At 56.4% G+C, this 21,675-nt stretch carries 21 protein-coding genes; 12 read left to right on the forward strand and 9 right to left on the reverse strand.

Features of this window, described 5'->3' with window-relative positions; all coding sequences use genetic code 11:
• Positions 1 to 13 precede the first annotated feature (13 nt).
• The 3 genes from otnI to BM205_RS16750 all read left to right on the forward strand — a co-directional run bounded on the left by otnI (position 14) and on the right by BM205_RS16750 (position 4,239).
• Positions 14 to 802 carry a 2-oxo-tetronate isomerase gene (gene otnI, locus BM205_RS16740; RefSeq protein WP_092416008.1) on the forward strand — a complete coding sequence of 263 codons (789 nt, stop codon included), beginning with the start codon at positions 14 to 16 and terminating at the stop codon, positions 800 to 802.
• 35 nt (positions 803 to 837) lie between these two features.
• Positions 838 to 1,815 carry a D-erythronate dehydrogenase gene (gene denD, locus BM205_RS16745; protein ID WP_092416009.1) on the forward strand — a complete coding sequence of 326 codons (978 nt, stop codon included), beginning with the start codon at positions 838 to 840 and terminating at the stop codon, positions 1,813 to 1,815.
• A 135-nt stretch (positions 1,816 to 1,950) separates the two neighbouring features.
• Positions 1,951 to 4,239 (forward strand): mechanosensitive ion channel family protein, encoded by a 2,289-nt coding sequence (locus BM205_RS16750; RefSeq protein WP_092416010.1) that lies wholly within the window; start codon positions 1,951 to 1,953, stop codon positions 4,237 to 4,239.
• A gap of 43 nt (positions 4,240 to 4,282) precedes the next feature.
• On the opposite strand, the gene BM205_RS16755 is transcribed toward BM205_RS16750, so the two are convergent.
• From BM205_RS16755 to BM205_RS16765, 3 genes are all read right to left on the reverse strand, one after another.
• A complete protein-coding gene (locus BM205_RS16755) occupies positions 4,283 to 4,930 on the reverse strand; it encodes a class I SAM-dependent methyltransferase (RefSeq protein WP_092416011.1) in 648 nt (215 codons plus the stop codon).
• Complete coding sequence (locus tag BM205_RS16760; protein ID WP_254783928.1) at positions 4,927 to 6,312, reverse strand: chloride channel protein; 1,386 nt, start codon at positions 6,310 to 6,312, stop codon at positions 4,927 to 4,929. Before BM205_RS16760 ends, BM205_RS16755 begins: the two co-directional genes overlap by 4 nt.
• 120 nt (positions 6,313 to 6,432) lie before the next feature.
• Positions 6,433 to 7,434 (reverse strand): J domain-containing protein, encoded by a 1,002-nt coding sequence (locus tag BM205_RS16765; RefSeq protein ID WP_092416012.1) that lies wholly within the window; start codon positions 7,432 to 7,434, stop codon positions 6,433 to 6,435.
• A gap of 354 nt (positions 7,435 to 7,788) precedes the next feature.
• Between BM205_RS16765 and BM205_RS16770 the strand changes: the two genes are divergently transcribed.
• Positions 7,789 to 9,384 (forward strand): MDR family MFS transporter, encoded by a 1,596-nt coding sequence (locus tag BM205_RS16770; protein WP_092416013.1) that lies wholly within the window; start codon positions 7,789 to 7,791, stop codon positions 9,382 to 9,384.
• Positions 9,385 to 10,058: 674 nt separating this feature from the next.
• On the opposite strand, the gene BM205_RS16775 is transcribed toward BM205_RS16770, so the two are convergent.
• Positions 10,059 to 11,000 (reverse strand): CysB family HTH-type transcriptional regulator, encoded by a 942-nt coding sequence (locus BM205_RS16775; protein WP_092416014.1) that lies wholly within the window; start codon positions 10,998 to 11,000, stop codon positions 10,059 to 10,061.
• A gap of 232 nt (positions 11,001 to 11,232) precedes the next feature.
• Between BM205_RS16775 and BM205_RS16780 the strand changes: the two genes are divergently transcribed.
• The 7 genes from BM205_RS16780 to cobA all read left to right on the forward strand — a co-directional run bounded on the left by BM205_RS16780 (position 11,233) and on the right by cobA (position 18,277).
• Complete coding sequence (locus BM205_RS16780; RefSeq protein ID WP_092416015.1) at positions 11,233 to 12,006, forward strand: sulfite exporter TauE/SafE family protein; 774 nt, start codon at positions 11,233 to 11,235, stop codon at positions 12,004 to 12,006.
• A gap of 130 nt (positions 12,007 to 12,136) precedes the next feature.
• Positions 12,137 to 13,834: a nitrite/sulfite reductase gene (locus BM205_RS16785; protein WP_092416016.1), complete on the forward strand. Its 1,698-nt coding sequence runs from the start codon at positions 12,137 to 12,139 to the stop codon at positions 13,832 to 13,834.
• A complete protein-coding gene (locus tag BM205_RS16790) occupies positions 13,818 to 14,351 on the forward strand; it encodes a DUF934 domain-containing protein (RefSeq protein WP_092416017.1) in 534 nt (177 codons plus the stop codon). The genes BM205_RS16785 and BM205_RS16790 overlap by 17 nt, the downstream gene beginning before the upstream one ends.
• Before the next feature lie 2 nt (positions 14,352 to 14,353).
• Complete coding sequence (locus BM205_RS16795) at positions 14,354 to 15,106, forward strand: phosphoadenylyl-sulfate reductase (RefSeq protein ID WP_092416018.1); 753 nt, start codon at positions 14,354 to 14,356, stop codon at positions 15,104 to 15,106.
• A gap of 66 nt (positions 15,107 to 15,172) precedes the next feature.
• Entirely contained in the window at positions 15,173 to 16,108 is a 936-nt protein-coding gene (gene cysD / locus BM205_RS16800) for a sulfate adenylyltransferase subunit CysD (RefSeq protein WP_092416019.1), read from the forward strand.
• Positions 16,108 to 17,457: a sulfate adenylyltransferase subunit 1 gene (locus BM205_RS16805; RefSeq protein ID WP_175511301.1), complete on the forward strand. Its 1,350-nt coding sequence runs from the start codon at positions 16,108 to 16,110 to the stop codon at positions 17,455 to 17,457. Before cysD ends, BM205_RS16805 begins: the two co-directional genes overlap by 1 nt.
• Positions 17,458 to 17,482: 25 nt before the next feature.
• On the forward strand, positions 17,483 to 18,277 hold the full coding sequence (gene cobA, locus BM205_RS16810; RefSeq protein ID WP_092416020.1) for a uroporphyrinogen-III C-methyltransferase: 795 nt from the start codon (positions 17,483 to 17,485) through the stop codon (positions 18,275 to 18,277).
• Here cobA and BM205_RS16815 read toward each other — a convergent pair.
• From BM205_RS16815 to BM205_RS16830, 4 genes are all read right to left on the reverse strand, one after another.
• On the reverse strand, positions 18,258 to 18,440 hold the full coding sequence (locus tag BM205_RS16815; RefSeq protein WP_092416021.1) for a hypothetical protein: 183 nt from the start codon (positions 18,438 to 18,440) through the stop codon (positions 18,258 to 18,260). The genes cobA and BM205_RS16815 overlap by 20 nt on opposite strands.
• Before the next feature lie 185 nt (positions 18,441 to 18,625).
• Positions 18,626 to 18,829, reverse strand: a complete 204-nt coding sequence (locus BM205_RS16820) for a hypothetical protein (RefSeq protein ID WP_139227300.1) — start codon at positions 18,827 to 18,829, stop codon at positions 18,626 to 18,628.
• 261 nt (positions 18,830 to 19,090) lie between these two features.
• Complete coding sequence (locus tag BM205_RS16825) at positions 19,091 to 19,489, reverse strand: hypothetical protein (RefSeq protein ID WP_092416023.1); 399 nt, start codon at positions 19,487 to 19,489, stop codon at positions 19,091 to 19,093.
• A 522-nt stretch (positions 19,490 to 20,011) separates the two neighbouring features.
• On the reverse strand, positions 20,012 to 20,239 hold the full coding sequence (locus BM205_RS16830) for a DUF3563 family protein (RefSeq protein WP_092416024.1): 228 nt from the start codon (positions 20,237 to 20,239) through the stop codon (positions 20,012 to 20,014).
• Positions 20,240 to 20,369: 130 nt separating this feature from the next.
• On the opposite strand from BM205_RS16830, the gene BM205_RS16835 reads away from it, so the two are divergent.
• Positions 20,370 to 21,281, forward strand: a complete 912-nt coding sequence (locus tag BM205_RS16835) for a LysR substrate-binding domain-containing protein (RefSeq protein WP_092416025.1) — start codon at positions 20,370 to 20,372, stop codon at positions 21,279 to 21,281.
• Here BM205_RS16835 and BM205_RS16840 read toward each other — a convergent pair.
• Positions 21,262 to 21,663 carry a sirohydrochlorin chelatase gene (locus BM205_RS16840; RefSeq protein ID WP_092416026.1) on the reverse strand — a complete coding sequence of 134 codons (402 nt, stop codon included), beginning with the start codon at positions 21,661 to 21,663 and terminating at the stop codon, positions 21,262 to 21,264. The genes BM205_RS16835 and BM205_RS16840 overlap by 20 nt on opposite strands.
• Positions 21,664 to 21,675 lie beyond the last annotated feature (12 nt).

Here is a 21,675-nt window from a genome sequence, read left to right on the forward strand (position 1 = left end):
CTGGAGTGTTGAAATGCCACGCTTTGCCGCCAATCTGACCATGATGTACAACGAGCATGCTTTCCTCGACCGTTTTTCGGCTGCGGCCAAGGACGGTTTCAAGGGCGTGGAATTTCTGTTTCCGTATGAGTATGCAGCCGCCGATCTGCAGAAAAGATTGCAGGACAACGGCTTGACGCAGGCGCTGTTCAACGCCCCGCCGGGCGACTGGGCCGCCGGCGAACGCGGCATTGCTTCTTTGCCGGGACGTGAAGATGAATTCAAACGCAGCGTAGCCACCGGCCTGGAATATGCGCAGGTACTCGGCAATAACAAATTGCATGTGATGGCCGGATTGATCCAGCCGCAGCAGGATCGCGCCCGCCATCGCGCCGTGTATCTGGAAAACCTGGCCTATGCCGCCGCTGAAGCAGCCGCGCATGGCGTCACGATTGTGATTGAACCGATCAATACACGCGACATCCCCGGCTTCTTCCTGAATCGCCAGGACGATGCGCAGGCAATCTGCGCCGAGGTCGGCGCCCGCAACCTGCAAGTCCAGTTCGACCTGTATCACTGTCAGATCGTCGAAGGGGACCTGGCAGTCAAACTCAAGCGCGACATGGTGCGGCCGCAAGCCGGCATCGGTCATATCCAGATTGCCGGCGTGCCCGAGCGGCATGAACCGGACATCGGCGAAATCAATTATCCGTATCTGTTCGAACTGATCGATGCGCTCGGTTATCAAGGCTGGATCGGCTGCGAATACCGGCCGCGCGGCGCCACTTCAGAAGGTCTGGGCTGGCTCCAGCAGTGGCTATAACTGTGGCCGTAACCCACATTCAATAAGGAACTATCATGCAAGTAGTCATCACCGGCGGCGCCGGATTCTTAGGCCAGCGCCTGGCGCGCAGCCTGCTCAAGCAAGGCAGCTTGCCGGACCGCAGCGGCCAACTGCAAACCATCAGCAAGATCATCCTGGTCGACGTAGTCGCCGCCACCGGTTTCGACGACGCGCGGATTGAACAAGTTACCGGCGACATCACCGACAGCGCTTTGCTGGAACGCGTGATCACGTCGCAAACGGCTGCCATCTTTCACCTGGCGGCAATTGTCAGCGGCCAGGCCGAAGCGGATTTCGATCTCGGAATGCGTATCAACCTCGATGCTTCGCGCTTGTTGCTGGAACGCTGCCGCGCCTGCGGCCATGTGCCGCGCGTTATCTTCACCAGCTCGGTGGCGGTATTTGGCGGTGTATTGCCAGCCGTGGTGCAAGACAACACTGCACTCAATCCGCAATCTTCCTACGGCACGCAAAAAGCGATTGCCGAATTACTGCTCAACGACTTCAGCCGCAAAGGTTTTGTCGACGGCCGCGTATTGCGTTTACCGACCATCAGCGTGCGTCCCGGCAAACCCAACCAGGCTGCCTCGTCTTTCGCCAGCGGCATCATCCGCGAACCGCTCAACGGCCAGCCTGCCATTTGCCCGGTAGCGCCGGATACGCGTTTGTGGCTGCTGTCGCCACGCAAGGTGATCGCCAGCCTGATCCATGGTTATACGTTGTCGGCCGAGGCATTGGGCAAGAGCCGCACGATCAACCTGCCTGGGATCTCTGTCACCGTTGCCGAAATGGTTGCGGCGCTGGAGCGGGTCGCCGGCCAGCTGGTGGCGGCACGGGTTGGATGGGTTCACGATCCGGTGATCGACCGCATCATCTCAAGCTGGCCGGGTGCCTGGGACGCCAGCCGCGCGGAGACGCTGGGTTTCGTCGGCGATGCCGATTTCGATGACATCGTCCGTGCCTATATCGAGGATGATTTGCCTGCCGTGTAAGCGCATAGCCGTCGGTTGCGGTGCATCGACAAGCTTGCACATGTTTTTTTGATATGTGCAAGTCAAACCCTATCTTGTGAGCCATATGGCGGCGGTACGGTAAGATTGTCACTTTATGACTTTTGCCTAGCCGACATGAAGACCAGCTTTTTTCAGCTCATAACGCGCTTGCTAACTGGCTTGCTGTTTAGCCTGCTGCTCGCCGGCACCGCTTATGCGGCAGCAGCCGCCGGCAGCAACGCTAGCAATAGCGCTGGTAATAGCGCTGGTAATAGCGCTGGTAATAGCGCCAGCACACCACCGGCCGCGGCACCAGCACCATCTGCACTGGATTCCCTGTCCAAGGTATTACAAAGCAATCCAGCCACCGGTAGCCTTGTAGCCACCCTGATCCAGGCAGAACAGCAAAACAGCAAAACATCACCGTCACAAAAGGGTTTCATCGGGCTGATTTCCAATAGCCTCGACGTTTTCCAGAGCCATTTGCATCAGGTAGTCACGCCGGGTAAATACTGGACCCAGCAATTTTCCCTGGCCTGGCAAGACCTGTCGACCATACTTGAGCGCCAGGACTCCGAAACCGGCCTGCAAGTGCTAGCCAATTTCCTCGAAATGCTAGCCTTGTTTGGCGTAGTTGCGCTCACCATACAATACATCGGCAAGCGGACTCACCAGCACTTCAAGGTCGATACAAAACTGCCGCCGGACCCCAGCATCAAGGAATTGCTACTGTATATCCTGCGCCATATAGCGCCGATGCTGCTGGCGCTGGTGGTGGAAATCTCGGTAGTAGTCAGCCTGGAGTCTTCGCAGGGACCGTCGCTTGGACGGACGCTTGCTACCGTGCTGCTGTACACCCTGATTGGCGCACGCGTGTTCCAGGCGATATGCGCGATCATTTTTTCGCTGTCGCATGGCGGCCACCGCATGGTCGCCGTGCATATCATTTACCAGCGCGCCTGGAGTCTGCTATATGCAATCGGCTGCGCCGGCTGGCTCGGCGATGCACTGGACAATCCGCAGGTGAACCACATCATCGGGGTGCATTTGTCCAGCGTGGTGGCGACCTTGTCGAGCCTGGTTGCAGCGCTGCTAGGCGGCTGGTTCGCCTTGCGCTACAGGCGTCCGGTGGAGCACATCATCCGCAACCGGCCGCTAGCGGTGCGCCGCGCCCATCCGGCGCGGATGGAAACCCTGGAAGTGGTCGCGGCCTTCTGGTACGTGCCGATACTGCTGTTGAGCATCAGCGTCAGCGTTGCCACCATCCTTGACTTATCAAGCAACAATTCGGCGCTCAACCACGCACTGGGCAGCGCGGCACTGCTGGTCGCCATGTTCTTTATCAGCGCGCTGCTGCAGCGCATACGCAGCCGCAAGACGGCTTCAGTGGTAGTCCGTCGTCAATCTCCTTACATCCTGCGTCTCAGCAACGTCGGCTTCAGTCTGCTGCAACTGGCGCTGTGGATCGGCTTTTTCGAACTGCTGACCAGGATCTGGGAACACTCGCTGATGGATTTTGCCAATGCCACCCTGATCGGCCAGATGATCGTCTCCGCCCTCGGCAAGATCGGTCTTACGCTGGTAGTTGCCTGGCTGGTCTGGATCATGCTCGATACATTCATTCAAGAAGCGATCAACCCGAGCCGCAACAGTCGTTACGCGCGCAAGAATCCGAGCACGCGCATGCGCACCATCCTGCCCTTGCTGCGCAACGCCTTGATGCTGCTGATCCTGACTATCACCGTCATCACTACGCTCGCCAACCTCGGCATCAATGTCACGCCCTTGCTGGCCTCGGCCGGTGTGGTCGGCCTGGCATTCGGTTTCGGCTCGCAATCGCTGGTGAAGGATTTGATTACCGGCGTCTTCATCATCATGGAAGATTCGATGTCAGTCGGCGACTGGGTCGACGTCGGTAACGGCCACGCCGGCACGGTGGAAAACCTGACCATCCGTACCGTGCGTTTGCGCGATAGCAATGGCTCGGTACACAGCGTGCCGTTTTCGCAAATCACGGCGATCAAGAACGATTCGCGCGAATACACCTATGCATCGCTCAAGCTGAACATCACCCACGATTCAGACGTCGACCAGGCCCTGCGCCTGATGCGCGAAACCGGCGCCGAGATGCTGGAAGACCGCCGGCTGCGGCGGCTGCTGCTACAACCTATCGAGATATATGGGGTCAACGGTTTCGACCTGAACGGCGTGGCGCTGCTGGCCGGCATCCGCACCAAGCCGCAAACCCAGAGCGAGGTCATGCGCGGCTTCAACCTGCGCATCAAGAAAAAAGTGGATGGCGATCCGACGGTGCATTTTTCCACCGAATGGGCAAATTTTCCATTGACTGCAGCACCGGCTTCCGCAACCACCGTGCCGCCAGAAGCGGCACCGGATTCGCCCTCGGCCAATACAAAGAATTAGCGCTGCGCGCAGGGTGGGCACAAGTGCCCACCCTGCGCCTGTCTTATTTGATGCGGCAGCTTAGCAACCAGTAATACTCAAGCCGCAAGATGCGCAGCTCGCGCGTGATGGGCGCCAGTTTCTTGCGCAGGCCGCTGTCTGTCGGGAAATTCTTCATGACTTCGTAGCGCTCGCCGTTGGGCAAGGTGCGGAACTGGTAGGTATTGCCCTCTGCATCGGTACGCGCAATCGGTGTGCTTTGTTCTTCAACATAGCCGTTGTCGATCATCACCAGCAAAATATCCTTGCCCAGCTTTTCACGCAATTGGGCGATGAAACGCACCTGCTCCTGACGCGCTACGTGCGACCACCAGAATCCCAGGAAACAGGCGGTGAACGGCCGGTCCGGCTGGAAGGTGCTGATATCTGCCAGCGCAAAGGTCGCTTTGTCCGCCGGCAGTTTCTTGGCGGTTGCCAGTGCAATCATTTCCGGATTGATGTCGGTTGCGTACACCGACTTTGCCGAAGCGGCGATCTGCTCGGTCCAGAATCCGGTACCGCAGGCAAGCTCCAGAACGTCGTGACCTTCCATCAATTCCTGCACGCGTACCTGCAGCGTCAGCAACTCATCCTGGCGCTCCGGGCGCTGGTAAATCTCTTCGTAGGTCGAAGCGCGTTTGGCGTAGTAAGCCACCATATCTGTATTAATCATTTTTCTGACTCGTTTTCCAATTTCTTTACTTCTGTTTTTTCTAAATTCGTAAGCGCCGCACTGGCTGCTACCCGATAACGCTCCGACAGCGCGTCGTATAATGGCGGTGCAAAAAACCGTGATATCCGGCTGGCAATCAAGGCCGTCGCCATCAACGAAATGACCAGCGCATGGCCGTTGATCATTTCCATCACGATCACGAACGCGGTAATCGGCGATTGCGTGACTGCGGCCAGGTAACCCACCATCGCCAGTGCGATCAGCATCGGCAACGAGGTGTGACTGAATACCTGGTGCAGCAAATTGCCGAAACCGGCGCCGATCGACAGCGATGGTGCAAAAATCCCGCCGGGAATGCCTGGCAGGTACGACGACACCATCGACGCCATTTTCAAGAACGGGTAAAACACCGACAAATGCTGCTGCCCTTCCAGCACGCCCTTGGCTTCGACATAACCGCTGCCGAAAGTGGCGCCGCCGGCGATCACGCCGATCACCGCCACCAGCAAACCGCACAGCGCACCGAAGGCGATCGGACGGGTGTTGCGCAAATGCTGGACCCGGGCCGGGATCCAGCGTTTGGTATTCAATAACAACCAGCAAAATATGCCGCCGGCAACACCCGTCAGGATACCTGTAACCAGTACCGCCAACGCCAGCATGTCAGTCAGCGCGCTGTCGATCTGTATGGTGCCGAAATAGGTATAGTTACCGTTCAAACCCAATGCCACCGCACCGGCAAAAATAATCACGGTAATCACGACGCCGCTGGCCCGATGCTCGAAGCTGCGCGTCAGTTCTTCAATCGCAAACACGATGCCCGCCAGCGGCGTGTTGAACGCGGCCGACAAACCGGCCGCCGCGCCCGCCAGAATCAGGCGTCGCTCCAATGCCGCACTGGCGCGTGGATATAAACGCCGCAGGTTGAACATCAAGGCCGCGCCGACCTGCACCGTAGGGCCTTCGCGCCCGATGCTGAAGCCACCGAGAATGCCGACAAAGGAAATGCCGATCTTGCCTGCCAATATTTTCAACGACAGCAGCGACTCGCCACGCTTGCTGGTGTCTTCTTCCAGCGTTGCGATCACTTGCGGAATACCGCTACCTTCAGAACCGGGAAAATAACGCCGCGTAGCCCACACACACAAGGCGCCGATCGCCGGCGTAATGAACAGGGGCAGCCAGAAGTGCGACTGCTGCATCGAACGGAACATGCCGAAACCGACATCCATCAGCCAGGCATAGAGCACCGCAATCAAACCGACCAGTACCGCTCCAAGCCACAAAATCCCGTATTTTCGCCACGCCCGCCGCACTTGGCGTAGTGTCTGATCGGAAAAACTGGGTGGCAGCGGATTCATCGGATTTGGGCGCAAAGACATGATTATAAATTATCCCTGCGCAATTACCCTCAAATAGGCCATCGGCCCGGCAATCAAAGCGGCGCAGGCAGGGATAGCAGAATGTCTCTGCCGGAAAATTGCCTACTGCCAATTAATTGCCTAAATATGATAGCTTTTCAGCCAGGCTTTGATATTTTTGACATCTTCAAACGCCTGCAGGTCACTCTTGAGCGCGTTGATATTCTGTTGCATGCCCTTGATGCTGCTCTTCAGGTGGCGCATCGCCAATGCGGGAGACATGGCCTCTTGCGGCCCGAAGTTAAAACGCATCCGGAACTCCGCCTCAAGCCCGGTAATCTCGTCCCGCAGTTCAGCCGACTGTTCCGTCAGAACCTTGCTGTAGTGCCTGAGGTGCTGCTCCGACAAAGAATTGATCCGGCTCTGGTCGATCTGCTCGATTTCCAGCTGCAGTTCCAGCAAACCCAGCAGATCTTTCTTGTCGTAGGCGATATTCACCCTTTGCATCAGCACCGTCTTGCGTGCGCGCTCCGCGGGATCCTGCTCGCGGTCCGGATGCAAGGCGCTGGCCAGCTTTCGGTAAACTTCGCGTACCGACTGGCTGGCGTTGTGCAATTCTTCTTGCTGCCGGGCTTCCTTCGCAGTTGCCTTGGCCGATTTCTTGCGCTTGCCGGCATGCTCGCCGCTACGCGGATCGTGTGCGCTGTCGTCGGCATCTGTCTCATGCCTGGATTCCTCAGCGTCCTGCTGCTCTGCCTTGGGATCAAAATCGCTGCCGCCATGCATGCGATATATCCGTTTTAAATCCGCACCGTCGTTATCGCCGATGATGGCGGCACTGACTGAGCAGATGATGTGGCTGATCTTTTCCTGGTCGTGCCTGCTCAAACCTCTTGCTGACCAGGCGTCGTCCAGCAAATGCACCAGCTGCGCTACCAACCGGTGGTAGCTGCGCATCAGAGGCTGGTACTGGGTGATATAAAGCTGATGTTGCAGCGGGATCATTTCCTGCCATGCCGCCAGCAACTGGCGCTCGGTCTCAATTTTCTTGAGCAGCGCATTGAAGATTTTCTGTTCCGGCGACAAGCTGGCTTGCCCATACTGCTCGACGATGTTGAGCGCCTTGGTTTGTGATTTTTTCATCGGTTTGAATACTAGGGCCTGTTAACATTTGATTTGGGAGTGCGAACGCGCGGCAGGCGTTACAGGCCTAGGCGCGACGACACGACGTAGTGGTGCTACGGCAAGGAGCGGATGGCCGCCCCGTCGTAACGACGGCATGTGACGCCTGTAGCCGTTCCCGGAGGGTTCAAACCAAATGTTAACAGGCCCTAGGTGTCGGGGCGTGATTATAAGTGGCCGCTGGCGGTACGCAGCAGAAAACAGCCAAGAAGCGTATCATCTTGTCTTTGCAATAATCTCCTGCTATGGAGGTTTGTTGCATTTGGTTTAGTGCCCTGTTCCCCAAAACGGCGAATCCGCCGACAAACAACAAATATGGCTATCCATTCCGCCTCTGCTCACTCGAGCGACCAGGTTTTACCTTTCCGTGAATCTTTACTTGCCATGCTCGGCATCGCCTTTGTCGTGATGCTGGTGGCGCTGGATTCGACTGTGGTCGGCACCGCATTGCCGACTATCGTTGCCGAATTAAAAGGTTTCGAGTTATACGCCTGGGTTGCGACTTCCTATTTACTGACTTCGGTGATCACCGTCCCAATCTTCGGACGGCTGGGCGATTTCTATGGCCGCAAACCCTTCGTGCTGGTCTCCATCCTGTTGTTCACTACCGCCTCCATCTTGTGCGGCATGGCCGACAGCATGCTGTGGCTGGTGATTGCCCGCGGCTTGCAAGGGATCGGCGGCGGCATGCTGGTAGGCACCGCGTTCGCCTGCATCCCGGACCTGTTCCCCGGCGCTCACGTGCGCCTGCGCTGGCAAGTCATGATGAGTACGGCATTCGGTATCGCCACCGCAGTGGGGCCGTCGCTAGGTGGCTTCCTGACCCAATACTGGGGTTGGCGCTGGGTGTTTTACGTGAATCTGCCGGTCGGCGTGCTGTCGCTGTTCTTCGTCTATAAATATCTGCCGCATTTACGCCACACCCACCCGGACGCCAAGATCCGCCTCGACTGGCCCGGCGCCTTGCTGATCACGTCTTCGCTGGGATGTTTGCAGCTGTTCGTCGAAATGTTGCCTAAGCACGGCTTGTCGTTAAGCATGCTGGGTCTGCTGGTTGCCAGTATCGTGTCTTTCGTTGCGCTCTGGAAATGGGAACATCACACACCGCAACCAATCCTGCCGTTTGATCTGCTGTTCGATCGCAAGTTATCGACCCTGTTCCTGCTATCGGTGCTGAGTGGTTTTTCCATGTTCTCGCTGATGTTTTACGCGCCGTTGCTGTATCAAGGCGGGTTCGGACTATCGCCGCAAGAAGCGGGCTTGCTGATCACGCCGCTGGTAGCCTGCATCATGATCGGCAGCATTTCCAACGGCCGCATCATCACCAAGATCAAGAATCCAATCGTGATGCTGTACATCGGCTATGCTTTACTGGCGCTATCTTGTCTCGGCGTCGTCATATCGAACCGCTGGACCTCGCATGGCGTCATCGCCGGTTTCATGCTGACAGGCGGGCTTGGCCTCGGCTTTATTTTGCCGAACCTGACCATCTTCATCCAACAAGAAGCCGGTCGCGAGCACCTGGGCATCGCCACCGCGCTGATGCAATCCTTGCGCATGATCGGCAGCATGTTGGGCACGGCAATTATCGGCACGTTGATTAATCATATGTACGCAGGCAGTGTGCGCCAGGCGCTGGCTGAAGATAAGGCTGAGAACTGGTTCAGCAGTTTTTCAGATCCGCAAATCCTGATTAGCCATGAGACCCAGACCACCGTGCTCGCGCAATTGGCGAATGCCGGCCATCAAGGCCAGTTGTTGCTGGAAGCGGCGCGCGAGGCGCTGATCGGATCGATTCACATGGGAGTCGGGCTGGCAGTCGTGGTTACCGTGATTGCGTTGTGGCTAGTCAGCAGAGTACCGCCGATCACCCTGCACTCGAAACCTGAGGCAGCTGTTATCTCTGAATAAGCAAGGCCGGCTTTAACCAGCGCAGCCAGGCTGCGCTGCGTTGTTTGATGCATCTGTAAGTGAGTATGACAAACCTCACAAACTCTTACATCTCACACCGCCTGGAAGCACTTGTATCACTCTCTCAATGGCATTCTGACCTCGTGATAATTCAAACAGGAAAGAAGGCCAAAAAATGAAAAAGCTCATCGGACTTGTGGTGCTTGGCATCACTTTATGTACTGCAGTTAGTGGTTGTGTGGTGGTGCCTGCGCGCGGGTATTATGCTCCGCATGCTTATTACTATCGTTGATGCGGTATGGGGTGCTAGCGCTTGTACTCCGTCGTCCGTTAATTAGGGCCAGAGTCAAGTTTCGCGATAAAGCCTGCGAAAGTTGACTCTGGCCCTAATTAACTGCGTGCGGTTGTTTTTGACGCGGCTTTTGGCGTGCCTTCCGCATGGGGACGCTGCCAAATGTGGCGCGTGTCAGTCGGGAATTGTGGGAAGACATGTTTGAGCGAAGCGAGTTGGTCTTCCCACCCGACTGACACGCGCCGCATTTGGGGACCTGACCAAAGGGAAGGCAGTGGCTTTGCGGTCGCCTTCTTTTGGTTACTTTTCTTGGCGAAGCAAGAAAAGTGACTAGCCGCCGGGCTACCCCCGGCATGTACCCACGGAGTACCAACCGTTTTAACTACAACTCATACATATCCTTCTCACCACTCATCACCTGCTCAATCAACTTGCGATTCATAGTCGGCGCCAGCAACTCGATGAAGGTATAAACGTAGCTACGCAGATATGCCCCCTGCTTAACCGCAGCCCGCGAGATATTGGTGCCAAACAAATGCCCGACCGGAATCGAACGCAAACCGACATCCCGCTCCGCATCAAACGCCATGCCAGCAATAATCCCCACCCCCATGCCCAGCTCGACATAAGTCTTGATGACATCGGCGTCGATCGCCTCCAGCAACACATCCGGCTTCAGGTTACGCAAGGAAAATGCATGATCGATCTTGGTGCGCCCGGTAAACGCACTATCGTAAGTAATCAAAGGAAACGCAGCGATTTCCTCCAGCGTAATCGCCTTAGACTGCAACAGCGGATGATCCGGCGGCACCACCACCACATGCTCCCACTGATAACAAGGCAAGGTCACCAACCCGTCGGCGTTGACAATAGCCTCAGTCGCCAATGCCAGATCGGCCTGGTCATTACGCACCATATCGGCAACCTGCCTCGGATTACCTTGCAATAAAGACAAGCGCACCTTAGGAAACTTCAAGGTAAACGCCTGCACTACCTTAGGCAACGCATAACGCGCCTGGGTGTGCGTGGTGGCAATCGTGAAGCTACCACTGTCATGGGCAGCGTATTCGTTGCCGATACGCTTCAGCCCGTCGATTTCCTGCATGATCAGCTCGACCGATTTCAAGACCGCCCGCCCCGGCTCGGTCAATCCGCGGATACGCTTGCCATGGCGTGTAAAAATATCAACACCCAGTTCTTCCTCCAGCTCGATAATCGCCTTGGAGACGCCCGGCTGTGATGTATACAGCGCCTTGGCCGCCTCGGTCAGGTTGTAATTCTGGCGCACCGCCTCACGGACAAAACGGAACTGATGGAGATTCATGGATTTTCCTTGGTTTTTCTTTAAATAAGAATCTGTTCAGCACGGCCAGAGAATTAATAAAAAGACCACACCGGCATATTACTAAAAAACAACGGTATAGTGCATCCCCGACCAAAACAAACATATTTGCCGTATTTACATATATCAAATACGCATATAAGCAAATAAATAGTCTGTAGTTGGAGATATATGCGAAGTTTATTACGATTCGAGGTGTTTCGTACGAGGTGATATGACTGTTTCTTATGTAGTGAGCGGTTTTGCCGTCGGATTATTGGTGGGATTGACTGGTGTCGGCGGCGGCTCGCTGATGACGCCTTTGCTGACCCTGCTGTTCGGCATCCATCCCAGCGTTGCTGTTGGCACCGACCTCGCATTTGCGTCGGTGACCAAGGTCGCCGGTACCGTTGCTCACCGTTCGCGCGGCACCGTGCGTTGGGACATCGTCAAATTACTGTCGCTGGGCGCCTTGCCGGCAGCCGTCGCCACCGCCCTGACACTCAAATTCCTGGGCGGCATCAGCGCCGAAATCGGCCAGGTCATCCGTTATTCGATCGCCGTTTCGGTATTGTTGACAGTGGTCGCACTGCTGTTCAAAGGTAAACTCCAGCATTGGTTGAATGCTCATCCGGAAAAACATCTGCACGGCAAGAAATTGGCCGCAGCGACCATCGTGGCAGGGTTGACTCTTGGCATTCTGGTCACCATATCGTCGATCGGCGCCGGCGCGGTTGGCGCCACCATCCTGGTGCTGCTGTATCCTCGCCTGTCGCCGGCAGAAGTTGCCGGCACCGACATTGCCTACGCCGTGCCGCTGACGGCGATTGCCGCCCTCGGCCACTGGTGGCTGGGATCGATAGACTGGAATCTGCTGGGCGCGCTGCTGCTCGGCTCGGTACCAGGCATCACTATCGGTTCGCTGGCGGCGCGGGCCGTGCCGGAAAAAATTCTGCGTGCATTGCTGGCCTTGACCTTGACCAGCGTTGCCGTAAAGTTGATTTACTGAGATTGATTTATTTAATACGGGCTGGTAGTCGCTGTAACAGTCCAGTACCTGTTTCGAAGCAAGGCGTGGCGAGTTGAGTGATCACATTGTTAGGTGACAACGCTGGCCACAACCCATAAGGAAGACGAAGATGTATCGCTACGATCAATACGATCACCTGATAGTCAAGGAACGGGTCGCCCAATACCGCGACCAGGTACGCCGCCGTTTGTCGGATGAACTGACTGAAGAAGAATTCCTGCCATTGCGCCTGCAAAACGGCCTGTACATGCAGCGTCATGCCTACATGCTGCGCATCGCGGTGCCTTACGGCATGTTGTCCACACCGCAAGTGCGCATGTTCGCCCATATCGCCCGCACCTACGATCGCGGCTACGGCCACTTCACGACACGCCAGAATATCCAGTTCAACTGGATCAACCTGGAACAGTCGCCGGACATCCTGGCGGAACTGGCGACGGTTGAAATGCACGCGATCCAGACTTCCGGCAATTGCATCCGCAACACTACTTCGGATGAACTGGCTGGTGTCGCTGCGGACGAGATTATCGATCCCCGCCCTTACGCTGAAATCATCCGGGAATGGAGTACGTTCCATCCTGAATTCGCATTCCTGCCGCGTAAATTCAAGATCGCCATCAGCGGCTCCGAACAAGATCGCGCCGCGACTGCGGTGCATGACATCGGCCTGCACGTCGTCAAGAACGCAGAAGGCGAAGTCGGCTTCCGCTTCCTGGTTGGCGGCGGCATGGGCCGTACACCAATCATCGGCAGCGTGATCCGCGAATTCCTGCCATGGCAGCACGCGTTGACGTATCTGGAAGCGATCCTGCGCGTCTACAACCAGCACGGCCGCCGCGACAACAAGTACAAGGCGCGTATCAAGATCCTGGTGAAAGCACTTGGTGCGGAAGAATTCGCTCGCCAGGTCGAAGCCGAATGGGCTGACATCAAGGATGGCCCTGCAACACTGACAGTAGACGAATTGCAGCGGATCGCCCAGTATTTCGTGCCGCCGCCGTATGAAACCTTGCCGGCTAGCGATGCCGGATTCGAAGCACACAAGGCCGAAAACAAGGCTTTCGCCAACTGGCTGCTGCGCAACGTCAAGGCACACAAAGTAAGCGGCTATGCTGCAGTGATCCTGTCGGTCAAGAAAACCGGCGTGCCACCTGGCGACATCACCGCCGCCCAGCTGGATTTCGTCGCCGACCTGGCCGACCAGTACAGCTTCGGCGAAGTACGCATCACGCATGAGCAAAACCTGGTGCTGGCCGACGTCAAGCAAAGCGACTTGTTCACGGTATGGCAAGAAGTCAAGGCACATGGCCTGGCAACGCCGAATATCGGCCTGCTGACCGATATCATCTGCTGCCCTGGCGGCGATTTTTGCTCGCTGGCGAATGCCAAATCGATCCCGATCGCGCAAGCCATCGCTGAAAAATTCGACAACCTCGATTTCCAGCATGATATTGGCGAGATCGAACTGAATATCTCGGGCTGCATCAACGCCTGCGGTCATCATCACGTCGGCAATATCGGCATCCTCGGTGTCGATAAAGACGGTTCCGAGTGGTATCAGGTTTCCATCGGCGGTGCGCAAGGCAACAACACCAGCATCGGCAAGATCATCGGGCCATCGTTCTCGGCGCAGCAAATGCCTGTCGTGATCGAGCGTCTGTTGAATGTCTATGTGCAGCAGCGCCACGAGGACGAACTGTTTATCGATACCGTACAACGCCTGGGCATTACGCCGTTCAAGGAATTTGTCTACGCTAGCCCGATCCCGACGGGTCATACCCATGGAGAGGATGCCTGTGTCTATTAATATCATCAAGAATCGCGAAGTCATTGCCGACGAATGGAGCGTACTGCGCCTGAATGAAGGCGAAAGCGCCGACAGCGTCAGCATCCCTGCCGGTAAAGTGATTGTGCCGTTCAGCGTCTGGCAAGCCCAGCGCGCGCAATTGCAGGATCGTGCGGAAATCGGCGTATGGCTCAGCAGCGATGCGCCGGCGGATAGTGTGAAAGAAGATCTGGCCCATTTCGCCCTGATCGCAGTCGATTTTCCTAAATTCACCGATGGCCGCGGTTATTCGATCGCATACAACCTGCGTACCCGCCTGGGCTATAACGGCGAATTGCGCGCCATCGGCGACGTCTTGCGCGATCAGTTGTTTTACATGCAGCGCGTGGGCTTCGATGCCTTTGCCGTACGCGCCGACAAGGACATCAATGATGCCCTCAAAGGCTTGACCGATTTCTCGGAAAAATACCAGACTTCGTGGGACGAGAAGACGCCGCTGTTCCGCCGCGTGCAACGCCAGGCAGTCACCCAGGACTAATCATGAGCAGCCCAACCACATCGCTACCGGACTTGATCGCCGCCACCAAGGCAACCCTGGAAAAAATCGCCGCCGAATATACGCCAGCGGTATTTGCTTCCAGCCTGGCGGCCGAAGACATGGTGCTGACCGATCTGATCCTGCGCGGTCAGCTGCAGGACCGGATTTCCATCTTCACGCTGGAAACCGGGCGCTTGCATGCTGAAACGCTCGGCATGCTGGACCGTATCAAAGAGACCTACGATTACGACGTCAAACCATATCGGCCGCAACCTGAAGCTGTCGCTGCCTATGTTGAAAAAAACGGCTTGAACGCGTTTTACGACAGCGTAGAGATGCGCAAGGAATGCTGCCGGATCCGCAAGATCGAGCCGCTGAACCGCGCCCTCGCCGGCAACAAGGCATGGATCACCGGCCAGCGCCGCGCGCAGTCGCAGACACGTGCTGAACTGCATGTGCAGGAGCAGGATGAAGCGCATGGCATGGCCAAATTCAATCCGCTGGCCGACTGGTCGGAGGACGACGTCTGGCAATACATCCGCAGCAATGGTGTGCCGTACAACCCGCTGCACGACAAAGGCTATCCGTCGATCGGCTGCGAACCGTGCACCCGCGCTATCCAGCCCGGCGAAGACGTACGCGCCGGCCGCTGGTGGTGGGAAAACCCGGATTCGAAAGAATGCGGCTTGCATGTGGTCGATGGCAAACTGATTCGCATCAAATCGGTCGCAGCAGAACCACAGCAGAACGCCTGAAGCATCGCATCATTGATGAATCGTTGACGAATCGTTAAAAAAACACAGACCCGGACAAGACTCGATATGAACACAGTTGTTGAAAATTTTTTCCTGGATAAAGCCGCCAACCGCCATCTGGACTGGCTGGAATCGGAAGCGATCCACATCATGCGTGAAGTGGCGGCCGAGTGCAGCAATCCTGCGCTGCTGTTCTCAGGCGGCAAGGACTCTGTTGTCCTGTTGCGGATAGCAGAAAAAGCTTTCCGTCCAGGCAAATTCCCATTCCCGCTGGTCCATATCGACACTGGCCACAACTTCGCGGAAGTCATCACGTTCCGCGACAAACGCGTTGCTGAACTGGGTGAGCGCCTGATCGTCGGTTCAGTGGAAGATTCGATCAAACGCGGCACGGTGCGTCTGCGCAATCCGCAAACCGATTCTCGCAACGCTGCGCAAGCAGTGACTCTGTTGGAAACGATCGCCGAGCACAAGTTCGATGCCTGCATCGGCGGCGCCCGGCGCGACGAAGAAAAGGCACGCGCCAAGGAACGCATTTTTTCTTTTCGCGACGAATTCGGTCAATGGAACCCGAAAGCACAGCGCCCTGAACTCTGGGACCTGTACAACACCCGCGTTCATCCGGGCGAAAACATGCGGGTATTCCCGATTTCGAACTGGACCGAACTGGATATCTGGCAATACATCGCCCGCGAAAAGCTGGAACTGCCGCCGATCTATTTTGCCCATCAACGCCAGGTGATCCCGCGCAACGGCTTGCTGGTGCCGCTGACCGACCTGACGCCCGCAAGAGAAGGCGAAGTGGTGGAGATGCGCGAAGTTCGCTTCCGCACTGTCGGCGACATTTCCTGCACCTGCCCGGTGGCATCCGATGCGGCGACGGTCGAAGCCATCATCGCTGAAACTGCAGTGACCCAGATTACCGAACGCGGCGCTACCCGGATGGATGACCAGACCTCCGAAGCATCAATGGAAAAACGCAAAAAAGAAGGATATTTCTGATGAACGCCGTTGTAACCAATACTGTTGAAGCTACTGTATCCGCGAGTACGAACACCAGCCATGTACCGCTGGAGCGTGGCCTGTTACGTTTCATTACCGCCGGTTCGGTGGATGACGGCAAAAGTACGCTGATCGGCCGCCTGCTGTTTGACAGCAAGGGCATTTTTGCCGACCAGCTGGACTCCATCTCGCGCGCCAAGCACAAACGTACAGTAGGCGACACCATCGATCTGTCGTTGCTGACCGATGGTCTGGAAGCCGAACGCGAACAAGGCATCACGATTGACGTCGCCTATCGCTATTTCGCCACGCCGAAGCGCAAATTCATCATCGCCGACACCCCGGGCCACGAACAATACACGCGCAACATGGTGACCGGCGCCTCTACCGCGGATGCCGTCATCATCCTGATCGACGTTTCCAAAGTAAAGCTCGGCGATGACGGCAGCGTTGAACTGCTGACCCAGACCAAACGCCATTCGACGATTGCCCACCTGCTGCAGATCGAGCACGTGATCGTCGCCGTCAACAAGATGGATCTGGTGAACTACGACCAGACTGTCTACGACCGTATCGTCGCCGCTTATCAGGAATTTGCCCAGCAACTCGGCTTACGCGACGTGCGCCCTATCCCGCTATCGGCGCTGGCTGGCGACAACGTGGTTGTGCCAGGCGATAACATGCCTTGGAATCAGGGACCGACTTTGATCGCGCTGCTGGAATCGCTCAGCGTCTACGACGAATCGCATGACGAACCGTTCCGCTTTCCGGTGCAGCTGGTGGCGCGTCACAACGGCCACGAAGCGAATGATTTCCGCGGCTACATGGGTCGCATCGAAGCCGGTAAAGTCCACAAGGGCGACAAGCTGGTGGTGCAACCTAGCGGCCAGAGCGCTACCGTCAAGGACATCCGGGTGCTCGAAGGCTCGCTGGAATCGGCCGTAGTGGGACAATCGGTTACCCTGCTGCTGGACGAATACCTGGATATCTCACGCGGCGACATGCTGACTTCCGTCGACCGTGCGCCGGCGCTGCTGAAAACCCTCAGCGCCGATATTTGCTGGCTGTCGGAAGACACGCTCGACCTGCGCCGCAAGTACTGGATGAAGCACAGCACCAAACAAGTCGCGGCGCGCATCACCAAGATCGATACGCTGCTCGACATCAATACCCAGGAAAGGCGTCCGGCCGAGTCGCTCAAGCTGAACGACATCGCCCGCGTATCGCTCAATCTGCAGCAAGCCATCGCTGCCGATTCCTACGATGCGATCCGTGCTACCGGTGCGTTTATCCTGATTGACGAAGTAACGCATCAGACCGTGGCCGCCGGCATGATTCGGCTCGACTGACAGCGATAGATTGGACAGGCAAGCCATGCAAGCTACTCACTCCAGCAACCAGACCAGCGCCGGCACCTATGGCAAGGTCTACCTGATCGGCGCCGGCCCGGGCGCGGCCGACCTGATTACAGTGCGCGGCGCCAGATTGCTGGCGCAAGCCGATGTAGTCTTGCATGACGCCCTGGTAACTGAAGAGATGCTTGCACTGTGCCCGCAAGCCTTGAAAATCGCCGTCGGGAAACGTTGCGGAAAGCTTTCCACCGCACAGCAATTCATCAACAAGCAGCTGGTCGACAATGCCCGTAAATACGCACTGGTAGTGCGTCTGAAGGGTGGCGATCCGATGCTGTTCGGCCGCGCCGATGAAGAATTACGGGCGCTGGAAAAGCATGGCATCGAGGTAGAAGTTGTGCCAGGCATCAGCGCTGCATTGGCTGCGGCTGCAACTTCCCAGCAACCGCTGACCAAACGCGGAGTCGCACGCAGTGTTGCCTTCTTTACGTCGAGCACCGCGCCCGGCGAATCGGATCAGGTCAATATCCCCAATTGCGACACACTGGTGCAATACATGGGCGGGCGCGAAGCTGCGGCTACCGCCCAGCGATTGCTGGCACAGGGGCGGGCCGCTTCAACGCCGGTGGTGGTGGTGGAAAACTGCAGCCGCGATAACCAGCGTATCCTGCGCCTGCGTCTTGATGCACTTGAATCCGGCTTGCAGCAATGCGAAGGCCCGGTGCTGGTGATGATCGGCGAGGCGTTGGCCAGTCGTGCGCAACAGCCGATTGAAATCGACCAACAACGGCAGGCCCCTAGCGCACGATCGGCTTGACGTGCGCTTGTGACGCCAGCGCTTTCTGCAGAACCTGGCCGGATTCGTCCGGACGGTCTTCGGGTGACAGAACATTGATCCAGCCGACCAAGCCGATGGCAGCCACGGTCAATACAAAAAATACTGCAACTCTCTTATTCAAAAATTCCCATTTCATTTTCATTACTTACTCCTTACCTGCGACATCGGCTGTACCGCGCATCTTCTGAAAATCCCCGATGCCGTATAGCCGCAAAACTATCGCATTCATATCTAATTCAAATAACAGGTTCCCCGCCGCCATAACAAATGGCGGCAAGAAAACCTCTACACCATGATTTATCGGATCGCGTTCAGCGTCCGGTGCCGCTACCGGCTGCTACGTGTGGCCAGGACACCGTACACACCGACCTGGCGATTGTCCTGAGCGAAGTCACGCTTAACATTGTTTGATTTCGCATTGCCGGAAAGTGCCGAGGCCTGGCTTGGCGTCCAGCCAAAAGTCCAGTTGCCGGCGTTGCCGCCCTTGCGGTTTCCCGATGCAATACCTAGTAATTTTTTGATAGTCATCATTTCACCTTTTTCATGCGGTGTTTCCGTTGCAGGAAACAGTGTCAACATGTAAAGCGGTGGCGCGGACGACTGTGACGAAGACATTCCGCCAGTCGATTGCAAGCTGTCCAGCCTGGCCAATCGACACCGGAAAAGTGAGGATAGCTAGATGGGGTCGGACAACTGCAGGCACACAACTGCTTTACTATTTTTTGCTGCTGATTTTTTGGTCCGATATATCGATATCGGACAACTGGAACAGTCCATTTCACTTACTCCTGGTTATGCCGGCAGCGCCGCAGCGTGCGCGGCAGAAGATGCAGATGCTGGCCTGGCCTGGGCAGAGCGCGCCGAACGCTGGGGGATGCTTTCCCACTGCACGCTACGGACACTGACTTCCCGCGCCACACGTGTGACCAATTGCACCAGTCCGCCACGTTCACGAACCGAGCACATCACTTCAACCGTGATGCTGGTCAGATGCGCCTGCACAGCCGGCTCGCTGCCTTGATAAGTTACGTCATAGGCAGACAACAGCTGACGCATCAGCTCTTCAAGTTTGGCCACTTCCGAGGTACGGCAGGTGGTCACGATACGATACGGCAAAGCTGTCTCGTGACTATCTTTGGTTGCGGCGAAACGATACTTGTTAAAAAAGGCACGCACTTTATTGAATGGCATGGTGATTTCCTTCCCACTTCCAATTTCCAATTTTCGTTAGCCGGTATTACCAGACGGTTTGCCATAGCAGGTGGCCGCCCCGTGCAAATGCACGAGGCAAACACATGGCCGTACGCAATCCGCCGAATGGCAGCACGAAAAACGGTCTTGCAAAAAACGGATGGGAGTATCGCTGCGGCGCGTATCTAAAACAATATCTTGAAACAATATCTGTTTCGATATTTGCCGCCATTTTGTCGCGTCGATGTTGCCGCGACGATCTTACCGGGATACTACAGCTCGCATATAAGCACAAGCTGTAGCGGAGGGAGGTCTGCTAAAGATTATGCGCTATGTGCCGGGCTGAGGACCCATCCACGTGTACTACTAGAACAACTGTCCAAAATATGGACCTCCAAGTGATGCAATGTTAAGGATTATATTTCCAGCTAGCTATTCTGTCAAGTAAAAACCCTTTACTTTCAAGACAAAACATGCTTCATCGACCTGCATAACAACAGCCACCGCGCGCATAAAATGGCATCAGTAAGAACTGATCTTCATTACACGCAATGTATGCAGCACCGACCCGTGGCGGCAATCCAGCACCTGCAAACGCCGCTCCAGATCCTGATGATCCAGCGCTGCTGCAAGATAGGCCTGCTCCGCATCCGTCGCCCCGGCTCGACTGTTTGCCAGCACCCGTTGCAGCCACGACAAGCCTGGGAAAATCTGTGCGTTGATATTAGAAAATTTGTTGGAAAATGCCATGCCAAACCTCAATCGATGAATGGATAAATTAGTTCTACCGGCTTCTGTCTCTTTGCCATGACTGTAGAATAGATGGATCCAGGCTTTTCCTGAAGCGACATTATCTATTTGAAATATAAGTTTTTTTAACATGAAAACACGTTTACCACCCCTCAAGCCGTTACGCGTATTCGAAGCCGTGGTGCGCACCGGCAGCCTGACGCTGGCGGCGGCGGAGCTACACCTGACGCACAGCGCGGTAAGCCAGCAAATCAAATTACTGGAACAGCATTTCGACCAGACCTTGTTTGTCAGAGGGCAGCGCGGGGTCGAGCCTACCGCGGCAGCGCGGGTGTTTTTTGCCGACGTCAAAGCCGGCCTCGACCGCATTTCCCTGGCGGCTGAACAGCTGCTCAATACCGGCAAGGTGCGTATCATCCGTGTCAGCTGCACACCGTCGATGGCGATGCGCTGGCTAATTCCGCGCTTGTCGTCGTTTCAGATAGAAAATCCGCGGGTCGAGATTCGCGTCACGACGTCGACCGTTGCGGTAGACGCTCTCAAGGAACCGTTCGATGTACTTATACGACGCAGCCCGATGCATCGCGCCGAGTATGAGTGCGTACGGTTCCTGGATGATGTGCTGACGCCGGTGGCGTCGTCGCGTTATCTGCAGCAACACCCATGCAAGACCCCTGCGGATTTGCTGCAAGCTTCGTTGCTGCATTTATCGACCCGCTCGGAAAGCTGGACGCGTTGGTTTAGTGAGGCCGGCGTGCCGGTCAAAGGCCAGCTATCCGGCCAGATCTATGAACATTTCTTCTTAAGTTTACAAGCAGCGCTCACCGATCTCGGGGTGGCATTGGGGTCGCTGGCCATGATCGAGGAAGATCTTGCGCATGGCAGCTTGTTACCGCTGTTTCCAGGCTTGCTGCTGCGAGACAAAGGGTTTCATTTGCTGTACCGCCCGAGTCACCAGGATCCGGCACTTGCAGACTTTATCGCGTGGCTGCAGTTAAAGGGAAAGCAGACATCCACCAGCATTATCCCGGCGGCAAAGTAGAAATACAGTATTCGGCGATGGCACGCTGCACGTCCGGCTGCTCGCCGACCGCCTGCGCCACCGTGATTGCCAGTTGCGGATATTGTTGCTGAGCCTGCGTTATCAGTGCCGGCAGATCACGCCGTACATGCCCGCCCTGCCCCAGGAACACCGGCACCACGCTAACTTCATTGACACCATCGGCAACCAGTTGCTGCAACAGTTGCGGCAAATCCGGTTGCATCAGTTCAAGGAAAGCCAGCCTGACCAGCAACTGCGGACGCTGTTGCTGGATCAGCTGTTGCAGGGACAAGAACGGCGCCGCCCAGTTGGGATCGCGGGCGCCGTGAGCGAACAGGATAATGGCCTGGCGCCGTATGGACTGACGTGCAGACTGAGACATGAACGACCCGAC

Origin of the sequence: Collimonas sp. OK307, assembly GCF_900113705.1 — a bacterium.
GTDB lineage: Bacteria > Pseudomonadota > Gammaproteobacteria > Burkholderiales > Burkholderiaceae_D > Collimonas.